General features: G+C 60.5%; 18 protein-coding genes. 4 read left to right on the forward strand and 14 right to left on the reverse strand.

What is annotated here, in order from left to right; genetic code table 11:
• The 8 genes from GA0061102_RS15790 to ybgC form a co-directional block, all read right to left on the reverse strand.
• The coding region (locus GA0061102_RS15790; RefSeq protein ID WP_139115063.1) for a transposase at nucleotides 1-291 on the reverse strand (291 nt) is incomplete at its 3' end.
• A 106-nt stretch (nucleotides 292-397) separates the two neighbouring features.
• Complete coding sequence (gene pal, locus GA0061102_RS15795) at nucleotides 398-931, reverse strand: peptidoglycan-associated lipoprotein Pal (RefSeq protein ID WP_092850471.1); 534 nt, start codon at nucleotides 929-931, stop codon at nucleotides 398-400.
• Between the two features lie 152 nt (nucleotides 932-1,083).
• The gene (tolB, locus tag GA0061102_RS15800; RefSeq protein ID WP_092850837.1) at nucleotides 1,084-2,388 is read right to left on the reverse strand and encodes a Tol-Pal system beta propeller repeat protein TolB; all 1,305 of its coding nucleotides are present in this window, start codon (nucleotides 2,386-2,388) and stop codon (nucleotides 1,084-1,086) included.
• A 20-nt stretch (nucleotides 2,389-2,408) separates the two neighbouring features.
• Nucleotides 2,409-2,792, reverse strand: coding sequence for a hypothetical protein (locus GA0061102_RS15805; protein WP_092850473.1), 384 nt, complete (start codon nucleotides 2,790-2,792; stop codon nucleotides 2,409-2,411).
• 56 nt (nucleotides 2,793-2,848) lie between these two features.
• Nucleotides 2,849-4,108 (reverse strand): hypothetical protein, encoded by a 1,260-nt coding sequence (locus GA0061102_RS15810; protein WP_092850476.1) that lies wholly within the window; start codon nucleotides 4,106-4,108, stop codon nucleotides 2,849-2,851.
• 9 nt (nucleotides 4,109-4,117) lie between these two features.
• Nucleotides 4,118-4,576, reverse strand: a complete 459-nt coding sequence (tolR, locus tag GA0061102_RS15815) for a protein TolR (protein ID WP_092850478.1) — start codon at nucleotides 4,574-4,576, stop codon at nucleotides 4,118-4,120.
• A 27-nt stretch (nucleotides 4,577-4,603) separates the two neighbouring features.
• A complete protein-coding gene (gene tolQ / locus GA0061102_RS15820) occupies nucleotides 4,604-5,326 on the reverse strand; it encodes a protein TolQ (protein WP_092850481.1) in 723 nt (240 codons plus the stop codon).
• 417 nt (nucleotides 5,327-5,743) lie between these two features.
• Complete coding sequence (gene ybgC / locus GA0061102_RS15825; protein ID WP_092850841.1) at nucleotides 5,744-6,199, reverse strand: tol-pal system-associated acyl-CoA thioesterase; 456 nt, start codon at nucleotides 6,197-6,199, stop codon at nucleotides 5,744-5,746.
• Between the two features lie 136 nt (nucleotides 6,200-6,335).
• Here ybgC and GA0061102_RS15830 point away from each other — a divergent pair, with 136 nt between their 5' ends.
• From GA0061102_RS15830 to GA0061102_RS15840, 3 genes are read left to right on the forward strand one after another with little or no spacing between them, the layout of a single operon-like run.
• The gene (locus GA0061102_RS15830) at nucleotides 6,336-7,556 is read left to right on the forward strand and encodes an NAD-dependent epimerase/dehydratase family protein (protein ID WP_092850491.1); all 1,221 of its coding nucleotides are present in this window, start codon (nucleotides 6,336-6,338) and stop codon (nucleotides 7,554-7,556) included.
• Nucleotides 7,556-8,419 carry a glycosyltransferase gene (locus GA0061102_RS15835; RefSeq protein ID WP_245298028.1) on the forward strand — a complete coding sequence of 288 codons (864 nt, stop codon included), beginning with the start codon at nucleotides 7,556-7,558 and terminating at the stop codon, nucleotides 8,417-8,419. The genes GA0061102_RS15830 and GA0061102_RS15835 overlap by 1 nt, the downstream gene beginning before the upstream one ends.
• Nucleotides 8,416-9,342, forward strand: coding sequence for an NAD-dependent epimerase/dehydratase family protein (locus GA0061102_RS15840; RefSeq protein ID WP_092850499.1), 927 nt, complete (start codon nucleotides 8,416-8,418; stop codon nucleotides 9,340-9,342). Before GA0061102_RS15835 ends, GA0061102_RS15840 begins: the two co-directional genes overlap by 4 nt.
• Here the strand turns inward: GA0061102_RS15840 and GA0061102_RS15845 are convergent.
• From GA0061102_RS15845 to ruvC, 6 genes are all read right to left on the reverse strand, one after another.
• Nucleotides 9,311-9,874 carry a DinB family protein gene (locus GA0061102_RS15845; RefSeq protein ID WP_092850504.1) on the reverse strand — a complete coding sequence of 188 codons (564 nt, stop codon included), beginning with the start codon at nucleotides 9,872-9,874 and terminating at the stop codon, nucleotides 9,311-9,313. The genes GA0061102_RS15840 and GA0061102_RS15845 overlap by 32 nt on opposite strands.
• Before the next feature lie 12 nt (nucleotides 9,875-9,886).
• The gene (locus tag GA0061102_RS15850) at nucleotides 9,887-10,396 is read right to left on the reverse strand and encodes an NUDIX hydrolase (protein ID WP_092850511.1); all 510 of its coding nucleotides are present in this window, start codon (nucleotides 10,394-10,396) and stop codon (nucleotides 9,887-9,889) included.
• A 5-nt stretch (nucleotides 10,397-10,401) separates the two neighbouring features.
• Nucleotides 10,402-11,304: a metallophosphoesterase gene (locus tag GA0061102_RS15855; RefSeq protein WP_092850514.1), complete on the reverse strand. Its 903-nt coding sequence runs from the start codon at nucleotides 11,302-11,304 to the stop codon at nucleotides 10,402-10,404.
• A 1-nt stretch (nucleotide 11,305) separates the two neighbouring features.
• Entirely contained in the window at nucleotides 11,306-12,346 is a 1,041-nt protein-coding gene (ruvB, locus tag GA0061102_RS15860; protein ID WP_092850517.1) for a Holliday junction branch migration DNA helicase RuvB, read from the reverse strand.
• A 153-nt stretch (nucleotides 12,347-12,499) separates the two neighbouring features.
• Nucleotides 12,500-13,114 carry a Holliday junction branch migration protein RuvA gene (gene ruvA / locus GA0061102_RS15865; RefSeq protein WP_092850520.1) on the reverse strand — a complete coding sequence of 205 codons (615 nt, stop codon included), beginning with the start codon at nucleotides 13,112-13,114 and terminating at the stop codon, nucleotides 12,500-12,502.
• Nucleotides 13,115-13,161: 47 nt separating this feature from the next.
• Nucleotides 13,162-13,689: a crossover junction endodeoxyribonuclease RuvC gene (gene ruvC, locus GA0061102_RS15870; protein ID WP_092850523.1), complete on the reverse strand. Its 528-nt coding sequence runs from the start codon at nucleotides 13,687-13,689 to the stop codon at nucleotides 13,162-13,164.
• A gap of 190 nt (nucleotides 13,690-13,879) precedes the next feature.
• Here ruvC and GA0061102_RS15875 point away from each other — a divergent pair, with 190 nt between their 5' ends.
• Nucleotides 13,880-14,878 (forward strand): LLM class flavin-dependent oxidoreductase, encoded by a 999-nt coding sequence (locus GA0061102_RS15875; RefSeq protein ID WP_092850526.1) that lies wholly within the window; start codon nucleotides 13,880-13,882, stop codon nucleotides 14,876-14,878.
• Nucleotides 14,879-14,936 lie beyond the last annotated feature (58 nt).

Below are 14,936 nucleotides of genomic sequence, written 5' to 3' on the forward strand. Positions count from 1 at the left end.
ACGCAGCAGCCACATCGTCTCCACATTACGCCGGCATTCACGCTCCAGTCGCCGGGAGGAGCGCACCTCGTTGAAATAGCCGTAGATGTAGAGCTTCAGCAGATCACGCGGATCGTAGGGGGGACGACCTGTCGAGGCCTCAACCGCTCGCCTGAATCCGAGCTGCGCAACATCAAGCCCATCGACAAAGGCATCGATCACCCGCACCGCAGCATCTGCCGCAACGTAATCCTCGATCCGGGCTGGCAACAGCGACGTCTGACCCCGATCAGTCCCTGAAATGTATCCCATGAAAATGGCCGCATCGTTTCCAATGCGGCCACCTTAATTGATTTGCCGGACTTCTCACACAGGCTGCTGAGGCCGCCTTTATCATCTGGACTGGCCGTTTGACCGATCAGGAACCGGCGCCGTTCAGCACAGTAACGGCGCGGCGGTTCTGCGACCAGCAGGAAATATCGTCGCAGGTGGCGACCGGGCGTTCCTTGCCGTAGGAGATCGTCTTCATGCGCTTGGCCGGAACACCACGCGAAGCGAGGTAGTCGCGGGTGGCAGCCGCACGACGGGCGCCGAGCGCCAGGTTGTATTCGCGTGTGCCGCGTTCGTCGGCATGGCCTTCGACGGTGATTGCGTAGTTCGGATAACGAGCCAGCCACTGGGCCTGACGATCGAGCGTCTGCGCAGCATCGGTGCGGATCGAGGTGCTGTCGGTGTCGAAGAAGATGCGATCGCCGACATTGACCGTGAAGTCCTGCGGCGAACCCGGAGTAGCATTGCCGGCACCATTCAGGCCAAGACCGTTGGCATCGTTCGGCAGACCCTTCTTGGAGGCGCAGCCGGCCAGAGAAAGGCCAACGAAAAGCGCGATCATGATCGGGTTGCGGGCGAGGTTCTGCATATGGCCAACGGCCGGGGTTGCGATGCGGCTCATGGCCGGTCTCTCCTTAAGTCTCTATCAGGGTTGCCAGACTGTAACCGGGTTCGGTTAATCCAATTCCAACGACTATGGTTAATGATGTCCTAAAATTGTCCGGAAAAGGTCCAGTCACAGGACTTTGCGGCGATAAAGTGGCAGTCTCTCTACTACTCGAGAAGCGGCGACCATGCCGGGTCGGAAGCAAAGCCGGGAGTCGGAATTTTCTGCTCGTTATATCCGGTCAGGTCGATGGAGAAGAGCTGCGGGCCACCGGAGCCAGCCGGCTGGCGGAAGAACATGATGACGCGGCCGTTCGGAGCCCAGGTCGGACCTTCGTTGTGGAAGCCCGTCGTCAGCAGGCGCTCGCCGGAACCATCCGTCTTCATCACGCCGATAGAGAAACTGCCGCCGGACTGCTTGGTGAAGGCGATGAGATCGCCGCGCGGCGACCAGACCGGCGTGGAATAGGAGCCGTCGCCGAAAGAGACGCGGCGCTGGTTGGAGCCGTCTGCATTCATCACATAGATCTGCGGCTTGCCGCCGCGGTCGCTTTCAAAGGCGATCTGCCTGCCGTCAGGCGAATAGGAGGGAGAGGTATCAATCGCACCCGTCGACGTCAGACGCGTGGTCGTGCGCGAGCGCAGGTCCATCGTATAGATATTGGCGTTGCCTTCCTGCTGAAGGCTCATGATCACCCGCTGGCCATCCGGCGAGAAGCGCGGCGAGAAGGTCATGCCCGGGAAGTTGCCGACCAGCTCGCGCTGACCCGTCTGCAGCTGCAGCAGATAAACGCGCGGCTGCTGATTGGCGAAGGACATGTAGGTCACCTCCTGCCGGTTCGGCGAGAAGCGCGGCGTCAGCACGAGGTCGCTGCCGTCGGTCAGCATGCGCACATTGGCGCCGTCCTGGTCCATGATGCCGAGCTGCGTCTTGCGGGCCGTCTTCGGGCCGCTTTCCGCGACGAAGACGACGCGGGTATCGAAGTAGCCCTTCTCGCCGGTGATCTTCTGATAGATCGCGTCAGCGATGAGATGGGCGACACGGCGCCAGTTATCGGGCTGGGCATAAAACTGCTGGCCGACCATCTGGCTGTTGCCAAACGTATCCCACAGGCGGAATTCGGCGCGAAGACGGCCGCCTTCCTGCGTCACGCGACCGGTCACCAGCGCCTGCGCGTTGATCGCCGTCCAGTCCGGGAAGCGCGGCGTCGAATCCGGATTGCTGATCTTCTCGATGAAGGCCTGCTTGTTGATCGGTGCGAACAGACCGGAACGCTGGAGGTCGGCTGCGATCACACCCGAGATCTGCGGACCGAGGCTGTCATTCGACAGAAGATCGGTGATCGCGATCGGCATGGGCTGGACATTGCCCTTGTTGATGTTGAGCTCCACCACGGCATAGGCCGGAGTGGCGAAGGCTGCCGTCAAGCCTGCCAGCACCAGCAGGAGACGAACGAGGGAGTTTCTGATCATATGTGCCAAGCCTTTCAGCATTAAAGCGCCATGTCGCCGGGTTCGAAGTTCAGGATGACTTCGACCGAACGAGTTTCATTGTCGAATTGAGTCTGCGGCAGGTCCTTGAAAGGTGCCGCCCGAAGGACGGCGCGAACTGCACTTGCCGCAACAGCAGTCTGCGTCTCTTTGGGGCCGCCCTTTGTGGCGACTTCAGGCTCGCCCAAAATCCGCCCGCCGCGATCAAGTCTGATGCGGATCCGAACGTGAGCATTCTTCACGCCAGGCAGACCCGGAATGAGGTTCCAGTACTTAGCGACTTTCTCGCGAATACTGTCCGCAGCCGCGCGCTCAAGAGGGTGCACGCCTGTTGCGTTCACGGGCCGCACTGACAAGAAGCCTGCCAGCGTAATCCCAAAGGCCATAAGCAAGCTCAGGCTGAAGCGGGAACAGTGTTTCGTCGAAAGCTGTACTCCCCGCATCACAGCCCCAAGTCCCTCGGATCGAAGTTGAGCACCAGCTCGTTCCAACCATCCGCGCCGTCATATTTATCCGGTGGCAACAGCCCTCCGCCGTTCACTTCCTTCTGCAAATCGGTTCGGCTCTTTAACACCGCACGCTCGGCCGCGCCCCTTAGGGCTTCCTGTGTCGTGGCCGGCCCGCCGCTGACGGCGACCTCCGGTGCACCAACAATCTGACCTGACTTGTCAAGACGAACATGAACTTTGATCTTTACATCGCTCGCCCCTTCCATTCCGGGGACGACATTCCAGTTCTTGGCGATCAGATCGCGCAAACCGTCCTTTTGGCTCTGGCTGAGCTTGCCGCCGCCGAGCGATTTCATGCCGCCGCGCGAGGCGACCTGCGTATCAGCGCCGGCTGAGGCCTGCTGGGACGAGCGCTTCGCACCGCCCTTCGACGATGTGTTGTTCAGCATCGCCGAGATTTGATCCTCATTGAAATCGCTCGCAGTCGACTTGGCTCCCTTGGCGGACTCGCGCTTCTTATCTGCGTCTTTTTTACCATCATCAACGGACTTTTCCTTGCTGATGCTCTGAGTCGCGGTCTTGTCCGTCGGCTTAGCGGCGGCCACTTTGGTATCCGGCTTCGTCGCGGGCGTGGTCTCCTGCTTTGGCTCAACAACTTTCGGCGGCGTCGGCTGAGGTTTGATAACCGGCACGGGAACGTTGTTCGGCGTTGGGATTTCGGCCTGCTGCGTCGGCTGTTCGGTCGGCGGCGGGGTCGGCGTCGCATCAGCCTTCGGTGTCGGCGGCGGCGGATCAGCCTTCGGCGTCGGAGTTGGCGTCACATCCGGCTTCTGCTGCGGAATGGCGGCCACTTCCTTCGGCGCAGCCTCTGTTTCCTGCTGTTCAATGGTCTTGGCGTCGTTCGGTCGCGGATCGTCCTGCGGAACGGGAGCATCTACCTTCTTCGGCGCCAGGGCCGCGGTGTCGCTCTCCGGCCGTTGGGTCGGCACGACCGGGTTCTTGATATCGACTTTGTTCTCGCCGACATTCTGAGCGTTGGCGACCTGGTCTTGCTTCGTGGTCTGCTTGCGCGAGACGTGATCCGTCACCGGCGCCTTCTTCTCACCCTGCTGGAGCTGGTCTGCCGTGACGATATCGACATCCATCGCCGTGCTTTCCGGCGTCTCGAGAGGCGCCGGCGCGCTCAGCGTCACCATGGCGCCGATCAGCACCAGGATGTGAAAAACCGCAGATGTGGCAAGACTGCGTTTCATGGCGATCCGTCAGTGATCCGTTATCTGCTGCGTGACCAGACCGATATTCTTGTAGCCGGCCTCCTGGATGCGCGACATCACGTCTGCGATCACGCCATAGGGCGCCTTGCCGTCGCCGCGCACGAAAATGCGTTCATTATAGCCGGTGGTCGCGATCGCCTTCAGCTTGGCGGCGATCTCGGTCACGTTGATCTGCGTTTCCTGCAGGAAGACCTGACCGTCGGCCTTGATCGAAATGGTGATGGGCTGGGTCTGGGCGTTGAGCGCGCCCGCCTGCGTCTGCGGCAGGTCGATCGGCACACCCGAGGTCATCATCGGCGCCGCCACCATGAAGATGATCAGCAGAACAAGCATGACGTCGACCAGTGGCGTCACGTTGATATCGGCGATCGGGCCGCCTCGGCCTCCGCCACGACGACCACCCCGGCGGCGGCCGCCACCGCCATTGCCTCCAACAGACATTGCCATGTGAGCTACTCCGGTTCCGTCCGCTGTTTACTGCGCCGCCTGGCGCGGCTGCAGCTTCTCATCGATCTGGCGCGAAAGGATGGCGGAGAATTCGTCCGCAAAACCTTCCATACGCGCCGAAAGCTTGCCGGCATCGCCAGAGAATTTGTTGTAGGCGATAACGGCGGGAATAGCCGCGACCAGACCGATAGCGGTCGCAAGCAGCGCTTCGGCGATACCGGGCGCGACGACCGCAAGGTTGGTCGACTTCGAACCGGCGATGGCCTGGAACGAGGTCATGATACCGACGACCGTACCGAACAGACCGATGAACGGACCGGCGGAACCGATGGTCGCGAGCGACGCGAGGCGGGCGATCAGATGTTCCGACTCACGCGCCAGCGTGACGTCCATGGCGCGATCGATACGCATCTGCAGACCGATCGGCGAACGTGCGCCGCGCTCGAACGACTTCTTCCATTCCCGCATTGCTGAGACGAAGATAGCGCTCAAGCCCGTGTTGTTGCGCTCCGAAAGCGTGCGGTACAGCTCTTCGAGCGACTGGCCAGACCAGAAGACCTGCTCGAATTGATCGAATTGCCGACGTGCTCGCGCATAGCTCAGATACTTGTCGATAACGATCGCCCAAGTCCATACGGACGCGGCCAAAAGGCCGATCATGACGAGCTTGACCACGAGGCCCGCCTGCATGAAGAGCGACCAGAGCGTGATGTCCGATGTGGTGGCCGCTGCCAATGCTACTTGTTCCATTGATCCAAAATCCCCGAATCCAAACGCCCGGCGCTAGACCGGGCGGCTAAAAGTGATCTCACAAGAAATGTTTGGCAGCCGCCGCTGAACGCCCTGGTCAAGCCTTCCAAGCTTACAACTGCCTTCTTGCCGTCAAATTTGGTCAAAGGAAGGCGTGCACCGCACAAACTCCGACATAAGCAGTAAGACACTATTATGGTTAAAAGAATGTTAGCGTCAAAACATGAAGGATTTAACGGCGGGCGAAGGCTATTCTGGCTCCTGGAAAGAATTGACCGGACGAAACCGGCGGCAGACGCAGACATAACTTGCGCGGCAAATTCCTTCACATAAAACTCAAGTTTTTGCAAGCGCCAGCAGGCGAACGGTCATATCTTTGCATCCCGCCGCCCACCGTCAAACGAACGAAATGCCTTGCTAGCCAGCGGATTCCGCGGCAGTGAGCATCTGCGCAGCGAGCTTTTCCGGCAACCGACGCGGCCGTCCTTTGGCGTTGATCACGGCGATGATGACCTTGGCGGCGATCAGCAAAGTATCGTCGCGACGTATCTCCTGGGAAAGCACCATCTTGGCACCGCCGGCCTTTTCAGTGACGGTGCTGATCGTCAGCACGTCATCCATGCGCGCCGGTCCCTTGAAATCGATCTCCATGCGATGGACCACGAAAACAAGCCCCTCCTCGTCGGCATTCAAGAGTTCGCGCTGTTCCACGCCGAGACAACGCAGATAATCCGTACGCCCGCGCTCGAGGAAATGCAGGTAGCGCGCGTGATAGACGAGCCCGGAAAAATCCGTATCTTCGTAATAGACTCGCTGCACCAGCCGATGGCTTCCGGCTTCCAGTTCCCCAGCAATCAGAAAGGGGCTGTTCATCGTTGCCGCATCTCCTTGAATGTCCGGCACCTCTTTGGCCGAAGTTCTGCCATCAAGCAAGCTTTGAACAATTGTCATAAACTCCGACTATCCGGGATGGTGCCGGAAAGCGGATCGGCGCAGAAGGAAAAACCTCATGAAAATAGCGGTAATGGGTGGCGACGGATTCATCGGTTGGCCAACCTCGCTTCACCTGTCCGACGCTGGTCATGAGATCCACATCCTCGACAACCTCTCCCGCCGCTGGATCGACACGGAACTGGGCGTCCAGTCGCTGACGCCGATGGATTCGATCCAGGAACGCACCCGCATCTGGCATGCCGAAACCGGCCGCCGCATCCATTTCAACCTCATCGATCTGGCCAAGGACTACGAGCTTCTGAAGAAGTGGCTTGCCGAGCATCGCCCCGATGCGATCGTGCATTTCGCCGAGCAGCGCGCCGCCCCCTATTCGATGAAGAGCGACCGCCACAAGAACTACACGGTCAACAACAATGTCAGCGCCACGCATAATCTGCTGAATGCGCTCGTCGAACTCAATCTCGATACCCATCTCGTGCATCTCGGTACCATGGGCGTCTACGGTTATTCCACGGTCGGCGCCGCCATTCCCGAAGGCTATCTGCCTGTTGGCATCGATACGGCCGATGGCCGCACCGTCAGCCAGGAAATCCTTTACCCCGCCAATCCTGGCTCCATCTATCACATGACCAAGTGCCTCGATCAGCTCCTCTTCCAGTTCTACGCCAAGAACGATGGGCTCAGGATCACCGACCTGCATCAGGGTATCGTCTGGGGCACACACACCGAACAGACCCGCCGCCACGAACAATTGATCAACCGTTTCGACTATGACGGCGACTACGGCACCGTGCTCAACCGCTTCCTCATTCAGGCAGCGATCGGCTATCCCCTGACCGTGCACGGCAGCGGCGGCCAGACCCGCGCCTTCATTCATATTCAGGACTCGGTGCGCTGCATCGAGCTTGCGCTGAAGAACCCGCCGGCCCGTGGCGCTCGCGTCGAAATCTTCAACCAGATGACGGAAACACACCGCGTGCGCGATCTCGCCGAGATGATCGCCAGGATCAGCGGTGCGGAAATCGTCCGCCTGCCGAACCCACGCAAGGAAGCCCCCGAAAACGAACTGATCGTCAAGAACGACAAGTTCCTCGAACTCGGTCTGGAACCGACCACGCTGGAGGCCGGTCTCCTCAGCGAAATCGTCGATGTCGCCAAGAAATATGCCTACCGCGTCGATCGCTCGCGCGTTCCGGCGGTCTCAGCATGGACGAAGGATCTCGCCACGACAGTCAACCATGATCCCGAGGGCAAAAGGTTGAAGTCCGTGTCATGATGCTGGGAAGCGAAATGCTCCAGGGGCTGCGCCCGCACAGCCGTCCCCGTGCCGGACAGGCATTCGTGACCCTCGTCACGAATGCAGATTATGCCATGGGCGCGCTGGCGCTGGCGCGTTCGATTGTTCGCACCGGCACCAGGGCCGATATCGTCGTGCTGCATACGGCCTGCGTTCGCGAAAGCGACCTCGCCCCGCTCGTTGCGCTCGACTGCCGTCTCATCGAAGTCGAACACCTGCCGCTGTCGGATGCTTTCAACGAGCGGCATGCGCGCGGTAATCTCCACGCCGCAGCTCCCTTCACAAAGGGCCGCAAGCCTTCCTTCCACACGCCACTCGACAATTTCTGCAAGCTGCGGCTCTGGCAGCTCATCGAATACGACACCTGCGTCTTCATCGATGCCGATGCTCTCGTGCTGAAGAATGTCGACCGGCTCTTCGATTATCCGGAGTTTTCCGCCGCGCCGAATGTCTATGAGAGCCTCGCCGATTTTCATCGGCTCAATTCCGGCGTTTTCGTCGCCAAGCCGTCGCTTGCGACGTTCCAGGATATGCTGCAGCAGCTCGATCGCCTCGATGCTTTCTGGCGGCGCACGGATCAGACTTTTCTCGAGGCTTTCTTCCCGGATTGGCACGGCCTGCCGATCTTCATGAACATGCTGCAATATGTCTGGTTCAGCATGCCCGCCCTCTGGAACTGGAACAGCGTTTCGATCCTGCACTATCAGTACGAAAAGCCCTGGGAGGAAAACCATCCGAAGGCGGAGCTGCTGCGACCCTTGATCGATTTGTGGCATAGCTTCCATACCGGAGAGGATGTGCCCGACATCGCGACGCTTGCAAATCCGAAAGAAGCCGCATGAAGGTTCTGATATCCGGGGGAACGGGTCTTGTCGGCCGATACATCGCCGAGGAGTTGCTTTCCGTCGGATACAAGGTAGCCGTCGGCGGGCGCAACGCGCCACCCGCAGGTTTCTTTTCCCAACCCGTCTCCTTCGTACCGCTCAGCCTGGATCCCGCCGAAACCCAGAGTCATGCCTTCGATGACGTCTATGTCTTCGTGCATGCGGCTTTCAGCCATATCCCCGGCAAATACCGCGGCGGTGAGGGAGAGGACCCCGAGGGATTTCGCCGGCTCAATCTGGATGGCACGGTCAAGCTGTTCGAAACGGCCAGAAAGTCCGGCATCCGCCGCTGCATCTTCCTCTCCTCCCGCGCCGTCTATGGCGATGGGATCGCGGGGGAGCCGACCGAGGCGACCAAGCCGATGCCAAACACGCTCTACGGTGAGGTCAAGCGCGATGCGGAGCATGCCCTGTTTTCCCTGTCCGCACCCGATTTCGCGACCGCGAGCCTGAGGGCGACGGGCGTCTATGGCGACCTGCGACCCAACAAATGGGATGACCTGTTCGACGACTATCTGAAAGGCAAGCCGGTTCCGTCCCGTGCGGGAACCGAAGTTCACGGCCGCGACCTCGGCCGCACGGTTCGTCTTTTGCTGGAAACGGAAGCGGGACGGATCGACGGCGGGGCTTTCAACCTGTCGGATATTCTGACTGATACACACGAAATCCTGGGACACCTCCAGAGCGCAACTGGCTGTCCTCACGCGCTGCCCGTGGCTGCTCCGCATAGCGCGGTCAGCACCATGGATACGTCGAAGATCCGCGCGCTTGGTTGGCAAGGCGGCGGCAAGACCTTGCTCCGGCAAACCATAGAGGCGCTGGCAAAGTCAGCGCCGCGCCATGCCGGCATCAGCGCATCAGCTTTGTCTCATCCCAGCTGAGTGCCGCCAATTCCTCACCCCTGAAACGCGCATCGTCGGCAACGATGAACTCATCAAGCTGTGGCGGAGCGACGCTGGTTCCGGCAAGCATGGCATGCACCTGGCCGCGATGATGCGTCTGATGCTGGAAGAGATGGTTCAGCACATCGTCGGTTCTCTCCCGCTGGATGCGGCCGGTGTGTTGAATATCGATGATCCGCATCGCCGTCTCCGGCGTCAGCCCCTCGCAGAAAGCCACCAACCGGCGATCGACATCCGCCTGCTGCCCGGTCAACTCGTTCAGGCGATCATACGGCTCCTCGATGTCGAAAGCTTTCTGGCCCAGCGTGCCGCCTTCCAGCGCATCGACATAAAACCAGTCCACCGTCAGGATATGATTGAGGGTCCCTTTGATCGACGGAAAGAAGCTGACGCGCTTCGCTTCGAATTCGCCCGGCTGCGATGCCGCACAGGCTCGATGCAGCCGGACATTCGCCAGCGCGTTGTTATAGGCAAGCTTGCGAAAGCTGCGAACAGGATCGAAAGCAGACATGAAGCCTCCTCGCTAGGCCTTGTCGAGATCGCCATCCCGCCAAACGAGATGACGCGGAGCCAAGGGCAAGGTCTCGATTTCCTCGGCGATGAAATAGGGCGGTATGTCGAGTGCAACCAGCGCTTCCCGCGTCGCCCGCACCCATTTGAATTCCAGATCGTTATCGCCATCCTGGACGCGGTGCACGATGTCCTCAGGATGGAAGTGGAAGCTGGCGGGTATGTCCATCAGATAATAGAGGCCGAGCTCGTGCCAGTCGCGCTGCTCATAATGAAAGAAATTCTCCACCGACCAGAGCAGGCGCTCCACCGTGACGTCGACGCCAAGCTCCTCCTGCATTTCCCGCCGCAGGGTCTCTTCGGAGGTCTCGCCGATCTCGGCGCGGCCACCTGGGAACGTCCAGAATTTTTCATGCACGGCGCGATGCACCAGAACATGCCCGTCGCGAAAGCCCAGGCCAGCCACGCGCATCTGAAAACGTGAGCGACCGGCATTCAATCTGATGAGCTTGCGTTTCGACACTATCTTTACCCCACATCGACCACGACGATTTCCGGTGGAACTCCGAAGCGAACGGGCACAATGGAGCAGCCGAGGCCGCCGGAAACGATGATATGGCGGTCTTCCTCGATGATATGGCCATAGACATACCGGTCGCCATAGCGCGACGGCGAATAGGGTGACCAGCCGAAGACCCTCACCTGCCCGCCATGTGTATGACCCGAGAGAGTGAGCGACACCCGCGAGGGAACGGCGGGAAAAACATCCGGCTCATGTGCAAGAAGGATAACCGGCGCATCATCGGTGATCTGCGCCAGCGTCCCGCCGAGATCCTCGAGCCCCTTCGTGAACGGCCGCTTCCAGCGGATGCTCCGGCGCAGCGCAAGCTGATCCTCAATGCCGGCAAGCCAGAACCCATATCCGTCCTTTTCCAGACGCACGGCGCGATTGGAATAGACCTCGATCCCGACGCTGCTCAATGCCCGATGGCTGAATGTGGGACCTCGACCGCTTCTTTGAGCGGCCGCATCGTGCCACCAGTCGTGATTACCGACGATGGCATGGACGCCGAGCGGCGCCTTCAGTGTCGCGAGTTGCTCGGCCCACGCGCGATGACCGACCTTGCCGGTGATGAGATCGGTTCCCGATGTATAATCGCCGAGCAGGACGATGATATCGCCGCCGAGCTCGTTGGCATGGGCGCAGATCGAGCCCATGCGCTCGGCCGACATCCACGGTTCGCAGGCATGAAAATCGGCAAGCGCCACGATGCGAAGCTTCAGCCCCGGCGCCCATCCCGGCGGCGTCAGGGCATAGCGGGTCACCTCCAGGCGGATGACGGGCTCATATCCGAAGGCATAGCCGCCGAGTGCCATCAAACCGAATAGGCTGCCGCCGAAAAGCTTCAGAAAGGCGCGACGGCCAAGCAATTCAATCTCCCTCCTGGAACAACCCGAACTGGGCGGCCTCCAGGTCCTTGGGCGGCTGCATGCCGAGATGTTTCCAGGCAATCGCGGTCAAGACACGGCCGCGAGGCGTGCGCTGAATGAAACCCTGCTGGATCATATAGGGCTCGATAATGTCTTCGATCGCATCGCGCGGCTCGGACAAGCCTGCGGCAATGGTCTCGATGCCGACGGGTCCGCCGCCGAAATTGACCGCAATCATGTTGAGATAGCGCTTGTCGAGCTGATCGAAGCCGACATTATCGACGAGAAGCCGAGTCAGCGCTTCGTCGGCAACCTCCCGCGTCACCGCCTCCACCTTGGCCACTTCGGCGAAATCGCGCACGCGGCGCAGCAGCCGGCCGGCGATACGCGGCGTGCCACGGGCCCGGCGCGCAATCTCGCGCGCGCCCTCATCGGTCATACCAAGACCCATCAGCCTTGCACCGCGCCGGACGATCAGTTCGAGTTCCTCGACGGTATAGAAGCTCAGCCGGACCGGAATGCCGAAGCGGTCGCGCAACGGCGTCGTCAGCAGCCCGAGGCGGGTCGTGGCGGCAACCAGCGTGAACTTGGCAAGATCGATCTTCACCGAACGCGCCGCCGGCCCCTCGCCGATAATGAGATCGAGCTGGAAATCCTCCATCGCCGGATAGAGGATTTCCTCGACGGCCGGATTGAGACGATGGATCTCGTCGATGAAGAGCACGTCGCGCTCTTCGAGATTGGTGAGCAGCGCCGCAAGATCGCCCGCCTTGGCGATTACCGGGCCGGAGGTGGAGCGAAAATTGACGCCGAGCTCCTTGGCCATGATCTGCGCGAGCGTCGTCTTGCCGAGGCCGGGCGGTCCGACGAACAGCACATGGTCCAGCGCCTCGCCGCGCCCCTTGGCCGCTTCGATGAAGACCTTCAGATTGGCGCGGGCTTCCGCCTGGCCGGTAAATTCGTCCAGAGACTGCGGCCTGAGCGTCGCATCGATATCTTCTCCCCGCTTTTCCGGCGATATCAGACGTGCGGCTTCACTCATGTCAGAGGTTCCATTTCCGGTATTCGTTTCTCGGCTTTCAAGCCGAAGGCGGCATTAGTTCTGCCGCGCTCAAAATAGTCTTCCTCGAGAGAGCATCGCAAGTCGATGTCCCGATTTTGAGACAATAGTAAGGAACGCGGAGGGTGCAAAGCCTCAACGCGACAGTTCCTTGAGGCCGAGACGGATCAGCTTGGCGCTATCGGCACCCTCGCCTGCCGTCTTCAACGCTGCGGCAACGGCGTTGGCGGCCTGATCCCGGGAATAGCCGAGATTGGTGAGCGCCGATACGGCGTCGGCAACGGGTGCTGCGGCAACCCCTTCCCCCAACTCCTGCTTGAGCCCGATATTGGCCGCGTCACCGGCAAAGGCCGGCGCCTTGTTCTTTAGTTCCGTCACGATGCGCATGGCAACCTTCGGGCCGACGCCCGGCGCCCGCGAAACGGCGGCGCGATCCTGCAAGGCGATCGCATTGGCAAGCTCGGCCGGCGTCAGGGTCGACAACAATGCCAGCGCCACTTTCGCACCCACACCTTGAACCGTCTGCACGATGTTGAACCATTCGCGTTCCAGCGCCGTCATGAAGCCGAAAAGCCGGATCTGATCCTCACGCACATAGGTCTCGATGAAGAGAGTGCACGCCTCACCGACGGAGCCGAGCTTCGATAGTGTCCGAGCCGAGCAATAGGCAACATAGCAGACGCCGTGCACGTCCACGAGCACATAGTCTTCGCCGATCTCTTCGATTGTGCCTTTCAGCTTGCCGATCATGGGTGAGGTCCGTCAGGGATGGTTTTAAGTGAATGGGATGAATGCGGTTACGATGCCTTGGCAGCAGCAAGCAAAGATGCCTGCCGCAGCCGGTTGGCACCGCGATTGTGGGCGTGGCAAATGGCAATGGCGAGTGCGTCGGCCGCGTCGTTGCCCTTGAATTCGACCTTGGGCATCAGGATCTTCAGCATCATGTGGATCTGTTGCTTCTCACCATGCCCGACGCCGATGACGGCCTTCTTGACCGCATTCGGCGCATATTCCGAGACCGGCAGGCCGGCCCGCGCCGGCACCAGCATGACGACGCCGCGTGCCTGGCCGAGCTTCAAGGTCGCCACCGCATCCTTGTTGACGAAGGTCTGCTCGACGGCGGCCTCATCCGGCTGATAGCTGTGAACGACTTCGGCAAGGCCGTCGTGAAGCTGGCAGAGACGGGACGCAAGATCCATGTCGCCATCCGAAGTGACGGTTCCCGACGCCACGAAGCGGAGCGAGTTGCCGAGCGTATCGATGATACCCCAACCGGTGCGCCGCAGGCCCGGATCGATGCCGATGATGCGAATCGTATTCTGCATAGGTCAACCTATCTTTCAGGCTGAAGATGTGCCAGCAAAATGTGAACAAAACAAAAACAAGACACAGATTGGATCGCTGGAACCACGCTGAAAACATCGCGACGAAATTGCGGCGACGGGGTTTGGAATGAGCGAGCGGCGCTCCTACATGTGGAAGCGACCCTCCCTTCCACCACGCAGGTTTCTTGCCATGGTTCCCTTTTCCATCCTCGATCTTTCGCCTGTTGCCGAAGGCAGCACCATCCGCCAGTCCTTCGACAGCTCGAAGCGCATGGCGCAGAAGGCGGAAGAGCTGGGCTACAACAGGTTCTGGCTCGCCGAGCATCACGGCATGCCGGGCGTCGCCAGCGCTGCGACGTCAGTCGTCATCGGCCATGTCGGCGCTGCGACCTCGCGCATCCGCATCGGTTCGGGCGGCGTCATGCTGCCGAACCATTCGCCGCTCGTCATTGCAGAGCAATTCGGCACGCTGGAAGCCCTGTTTCCCGGCCGTGTCGATCTTGGCCTCGGCCGCGCGCCCGGCACCGACATGCGCACGGCGCAGGCTCTGCGCCGCAATATCGATGCCGGCGCGCAGAGCTTCCCTCAAGATATCGTCGAGCTGCAGCATCTTTTCAGCCCCGCCGACGAGAACCAGGTCATCCTCGCCGTTCCCGGCCATGGCGCCAACATACCGATCTGGCTGCTAGGCTCCAGCCTCTACAGCGCCCATCTCGCCGCCATGCTTGGCCTTCCTTATGCCTTCGCCTCGCATTTCGCGCCGGAAGCCCTGCTGGACGCCGTCGCCATCTATCGCGAGCGCTTCACACCTTCGGCGACGCTCGACAAGCCCTATGTCATGGTCGGCGTCATGGGCGCAGTGGCGGATACCGATGAGGAGGCGCAGTATCACTTCACCTCGGCACAGCAGCAATTCGTCAATCTGCGCCGCAATGTGCGCGGCCCCTTCCCGCGCCCGCGCAGCGACATGGACGATTTCTGGACGCCGATGGAAAAGCTGAACGTGGAAAATACGCTGCGCTACGCCGTGGTCGGCTCGCCTGCGACGGCGGAGGCAAAGCTGTCGCGATTCATCAAGGATACCGAGGCAGATGAAGTCATTATTTCGATGCCGGTTCACGACATCGAGGTGCGTTTGAAATCGGTGGAACTCTTCGCGACGCTTCCGAGTTTTAAGAAAGTGTCCTGACTTTCGAGGACAGGCAAACTATCCGGCGAGCCGATCTTACTTCCGCGGCTCAGCGGGC

It is taken from the genome of Martinezella miluonensis, assembly GCF_900094545.1.
Classification (GTDB): domain Bacteria; phylum Pseudomonadota; class Alphaproteobacteria; order Rhizobiales; family Rhizobiaceae; genus Rhizobium; species Rhizobium miluonense.

Excerpts from the sequence above, each read along its gene's own strand:
- GA0061102_RS15830 (WP_092850491.1), top strand. The coding sequence starts at position 6,336 with ATGAAAATAGCGGTAATGGGTGGCGACGGATTCATCGGTTGGCCAACC.
- GA0061102_RS15845 (WP_092850504.1), bottom strand. The coding sequence starts at position 9,874 with ATGTCTGCTTTCGATCCTGTTCGCAGCTTTCGCAAGCTTGCCTATAAC.
- ruvC (WP_092850523.1), bottom strand. The coding sequence starts at position 13,689 with ATGCAGAATACGATTCGCATCATCGGCATCGATCCGGGCCTGCGGCGC.
- tolQ (WP_092850481.1), bottom strand. The coding sequence starts at position 5,326 with ATGGAACAAGTAGCATTGGCAGCGGCCACCACATCGGACATCACGCTC.
- GA0061102_RS15840 (WP_092850499.1), top strand. The coding sequence starts at position 8,416 with ATGAAGGTTCTGATATCCGGGGGAACGGGTCTTGTCGGCCGATACATC.
- tolR (WP_092850478.1), bottom strand. The coding sequence starts at position 4,576 with ATGGCAATGTCTGTTGGAGGCAATGGCGGTGGCGGCCGCCGCCGGGGT.
- ybgC (WP_092850841.1), bottom strand. The coding sequence starts at position 6,199 with ATGAACAGCCCCTTTCTGATTGCTGGGGAACTGGAAGCCGGAAGCCAT.
- GA0061102_RS15805 (WP_092850473.1), bottom strand. The coding sequence starts at position 2,792 with ATGGCCTTTGGGATTACGCTGGCAGGCTTCTTGTCAGTGCGGCCCGTG.
- GA0061102_RS15810 (WP_092850476.1), bottom strand. The coding sequence starts at position 4,108 with ATGAAACGCAGTCTTGCCACATCTGCGGTTTTTCACATCCTGGTGCTG.
- tolB (WP_092850837.1), bottom strand. The coding sequence starts at position 2,388 with ATGATCAGAAACTCCCTCGTTCGTCTCCTGCTGGTGCTGGCAGGCTTG.
- ruvA (WP_092850520.1), bottom strand. The coding sequence starts at position 13,114 with ATGATCGGCAAGCTGAAAGGCACAATCGAAGAGATCGGCGAAGACTAT.
- GA0061102_RS15835 (WP_245298028.1), top strand. The coding sequence starts at position 7,556 with ATGCTGGGAAGCGAAATGCTCCAGGGGCTGCGCCCGCACAGCCGTCCC.
- GA0061102_RS15875 (WP_092850526.1), top strand. The coding sequence starts at position 13,880 with ATGGTTCCCTTTTCCATCCTCGATCTTTCGCCTGTTGCCGAAGGCAGC.
- ruvB (WP_092850517.1), bottom strand. The coding sequence starts at position 12,346 with ATGAGTGAAGCCGCACGTCTGATATCGCCGGAAAAGCGGGGAGAAGAT.
- pal (WP_092850471.1), bottom strand. The coding sequence starts at position 931 with ATGAGCCGCATCGCAACCCCGGCCGTTGGCCATATGCAGAACCTCGCC.